The organism is Pseudoalteromonas sp. S3431 (genome assembly GCF_000690035.1).
Classification (GTDB): domain Bacteria; phylum Pseudomonadota; class Gammaproteobacteria; order Enterobacterales; family Alteromonadaceae; genus Pseudoalteromonas; species Pseudoalteromonas fuliginea.
In genome coordinates this window covers 1-3447 of sequence record NZ_JJNY01000125.1, presented here as the reverse complement: position 1 = coordinate 3447, position 3447 = coordinate 1, and the positions used below count along the sequence as shown (strand labels likewise).

Sequence of the window (3447 nt, the reverse complement as noted above, 5' to 3'; positions counted from 1 at the left end):
GCGAGCTTTCTTAATAACACTTCACTTCCCTATTAAAAATAAGTAAGTGGCGTCCCCAAGGGGATTCGAACCCCTGTTACCGCCGTGAAAGGGCGGTGTCCTAGGCCTCTAGACGATGGGGACACATAAATGTGTCACTAGGACAACTGAATAGTTTAACTCGTTTCAGGCGAGCTTTCTTAATAACACTTCACTTTCCTATTAAAAACAAGTAAGTGGCGTCCCCAAGAGATTAGTACTCTTGATAACGTCGTGCATAGAGAGTGCGGTGTCACACTGCTTTACACAATACTTAAAATAATAAGTGGCGTCCCCAAGGGGATTCGAACCCCTGTTACCGCCGTGAAAGGGCGGTGTCCTAGGCCTCTAGACGATGGGGACACATAAATGTGTCACTAGGACAACTGAATTTTTAGACTCGTTTCAGGCGAGCTTTCTTAATAACACTTCACTTTCCTATTAAAAATAAGTAAGTGGTGTCCCCAAGGGGATTCGAACCCCTGTTACCGCCGTGAAAGGGCGGTGTCCTAGGCCTCTAGACGATGGGGACACATAAATGTGTCACTAGGACAGTTGATAAGTTTAACTCACATCATGAGATTTAAGGTAATTGCGTTTAATACAAATAAAGACTCGAGCTTTAATTGTGACGCTATTTTCTCGGTAAAACCGCCTTTAACTAATAAAAGTTAAGTGGCGTCCCCAAGGGGATTCGAACCCCTGTTACCGCCGTGAAAGGGCGGTGTCCTAGGCCTCTAGACGATGGGGACACAGAAAACTGCTACCCTAGGACAAAACACTAATTTTTGGTGGAGCCATGCGGGATCGAACCGCAGACCTCTTCACTGCCAGCGAAGCGCTCTCCCAGCTGAGCTATGGCCCCAACTTAATCAATACCCGTCGTGATAAACACATCGTGTATCGCTTAGTGCGGGGCGCATTCTATGCACCACCCAAAATAAAGTCAACAGTTTTTTACCTAGCTTTATTTAAATGGTTTAATTTTCAACAAACTGGCTATCAAGCGTGCTAAAAAATACAATTTGAATAAGATTCTAACCCTACTGCTTATAATAACATCACTATATTGCAACGAATACCCAATAGCCCCCACTCCCCCATTTAATGAAACAAAATTTCACCAAAGCAAAGGTATACATTTATATGCAAATTAAACTTATCTAAAAACTACCAATTAAGGCCTCGCCAATCGCCTTAATCTTTTAAAAGTTACAATTGCTTATAATAACCAAAGTTTAAATGTGGGTTTGAGAGTACCCGCAGCCTTTACTTGCTTAATAACCAGCGTAACTCGTACTAAAAAATTCGATTATTGTTTGAAGAGCATTTTTAAAAGAGCATTGTAGCTTCGTAATTCTATCTACAAAACTTCAGGGCGCGTTGATCTTTGGTGGGTGAATTTGCAGCAGTATGTTTGGTTTCAGGCAAGGCAGAGCCTATGTAGTGTGGTTATTCCCCATGAATAGGCGATAACGCCGCATAAAGTCCAAACATGCGCTGCCCTTTGGGTTCAATCCACAAAGGTCAACACGCACTAGTTATATGTGATCTATTTAGTCTTAATCCGAAGGCTATTAGTGAAGTATGAGTATTTACGATTTGGCTAGGTTGGCTTATAAAAATAAAGCAAGTACAAAAATAAAAATAGATTTTAGGATGCTGTAAATATCATTTGTTTTGGGAAGTTTAAATTAAATTCATTTTTAAAGGCCAGCTATATTTACTAAATAACTTGCCCTAATGCTAATTCATCTTGTTCATAGTCATAAAAACGACTCCAATAAAAAACAATGAGTATCGTAAAACTAAATTTAAGATTAATAGAACTACAATTCCCTGCTCACTTTTAGGTGTTTAATTGAACTGCAACCTTAAATTTGATGATAAAATAGACTTCAATCGTATCCTGTTGTTTATAAAACCTTCGTTCAGTACATTTTTATCATTCAAGTGTTGACACATTTTCAACTCTATCTATAATAGCGCCCCACAACAACGCAGCAATGCAATGTTGTTTAGATGTGGGTGATTAGCTCAGTTGGGAGAGCATCGCCCTTACAAGGCGAGGGTCACTGGTTCAAGTCCAGTATCACCCACCACTTTTTAATTAAAGTGTTCACATCTAAATTCTATATGAGTCATAAGCTCAGTTAGAAAATAGAGAGCATTACCGCTACTTACAAGTAACGGCAAAGTTTACTGGTTAAAGTCCAGTGCTATTTATTTAATAGTAGCGTTTTAATTTATATGTGGGTGATTAGCTCAGTTGGGAGAGCATCGCCCTTACAAGGCGAGGGTCACTGGTTCAAGTCCAGTATCACCCACCACATATAAAACCTATTACTATATTAATAGTCGTGTTTTAAAATTGTAATATGGGTCGTTAGCTCAGTTACAAGAAAAGAGAGCATCACCGCCTTTTATAAAAGATGGCGAAGTTCACTGGTTAAAGTCCAGTACTATCTAGGTAGTAGCATGTAATATGGGTCGTTAGCTCAGTTGGGAGAGCATCGCCCTTACAAGGCGAGGGTCACTGGTTCAAGTCCAGTACGACCCACCATTTCTTAAATGGTGCATATTACAAGAAAATCTAAATGGGTCGTTAGCTCAGTTAGAAAAAAGAGAGCATCACCGCTATTTACAAGTAACGGCGAGGTTCACTGGTTAAAGTCCAGTACTATTTATTTTAATAGTAGCGTTTTAATTTATATGTGGGTGATTAGCTCAGTTGGGAGAGCATCGCCCTTACAAGGCGAGGGTCACTGGTTCAAGTCCAGTATCACCCACCACATATAAACCTATTATTATATCAATAGTCGCGTTTTAAAATTTAATATGGGTCGTTAGCTCAGTTGGGAGAGCATCGCCCTTACAAGGCGAGGGTCACTGGTTCAAGTCCAGTACGACCCACCATTCCTAGAATGGTGCATATTAAAATGTAATTTGGGTGATTAGCTCAGTTGGGAGAGCATCGCCCTTACAAGGCGAGGGTCACTGGTTCAAGTCCAGTATCACCCACCAAATTACATCAAGCGGTTAATTGATAATAAAGAATTAAATAACAGGCATACCTATTATATGTGGGTGATTAGCTCAGTTGGGAGAGCATCGCCCTTACAAGGCGAGGGTCACTGGTTCAAGTCCAGTATCACCCACCACATATAAGTACTATAAGATAACTCCTTTAATAATAACTTCTCTAGTAATAACTCTTTCTTCCCATATTAAATACATTTAATAACTTCATAAAAACTCAATATATAATACCAATCTGCTTATATATGGGGTCTATTTAACGTTAAGAAAATTACGCTAGAACTAGGCAAAAATTTTTGTATCTAGTTGTTCTAAATAAAAAATTTTTAACGACGTTATAGTGCAATTTAATTCGTTAAATTGATCAAAGATTTATGCAGGTTGGTATAA

Annotated in this window: 12 tRNA genes; 7 read left to right on the top strand and 5 right to left on the bottom strand. The window is 39.3% G+C overall.

Annotated features, from left to right (window positions below):
• Nucleotides 1–47: 47 nt before the first annotated feature.
• From DO88_RS00455 to DO88_RS00475, 5 genes are all read right to left on the bottom strand, one after another.
• A tRNA-Glu gene (locus DO88_RS00455) sits at nucleotides 48–123 on the bottom strand.
• A gap of 182 nt (nucleotides 124–305) precedes the next feature.
• Nucleotides 306–381, bottom strand: a tRNA-Glu gene (locus tag DO88_RS00460).
• Nucleotides 382–474: 93 nt separating this feature from the next.
• Nucleotides 475–550: transfer RNA gene (locus tag DO88_RS00465), tRNA-Glu, on the bottom strand.
• Between the two features lie 144 nt (nucleotides 551–694).
• A tRNA-Glu gene (locus tag DO88_RS00470) sits at nucleotides 695–770 on the bottom strand.
• 37 nt (nucleotides 771–807) lie between these two features.
• A tRNA-Ala gene (locus tag DO88_RS00475) sits at nucleotides 808–883 on the bottom strand.
• A 1161-nt stretch (nucleotides 884–2044) separates the two neighbouring features.
• On the opposite strand from DO88_RS00475, the gene DO88_RS00480 reads away from it, so the two are divergent.
• The 7 genes from DO88_RS00480 to DO88_RS00510 all read left to right on the top strand — a co-directional run bounded on the left by DO88_RS00480 (nucleotide 2045) and on the right by DO88_RS00510 (nucleotide 3179).
• Nucleotides 2045–2120: transfer RNA gene (locus DO88_RS00480), tRNA-Val, on the top strand.
• A gap of 152 nt (nucleotides 2121–2272) precedes the next feature.
• A tRNA-Val gene (locus tag DO88_RS00485) sits at nucleotides 2273–2348 on the top strand.
• A 157-nt stretch (nucleotides 2349–2505) separates the two neighbouring features.
• Nucleotides 2506–2581, top strand: a tRNA-Val gene (locus DO88_RS00490).
• A gap of 153 nt (nucleotides 2582–2734) precedes the next feature.
• Nucleotides 2735–2810 (top strand) — tRNA-Val (locus tag DO88_RS00495).
• Nucleotides 2811–2858: 48 nt separating this feature from the next.
• A tRNA-Val gene (locus DO88_RS00500) sits at nucleotides 2859–2934 on the top strand.
• A gap of 32 nt (nucleotides 2935–2966) precedes the next feature.
• Nucleotides 2967–3042 (top strand) — tRNA-Val (locus DO88_RS00505).
• A gap of 61 nt (nucleotides 3043–3103) precedes the next feature.
• Nucleotides 3104–3179: transfer RNA gene (locus DO88_RS00510), tRNA-Val, on the top strand.
• Nucleotides 3180–3447 lie beyond the last annotated feature (268 nt).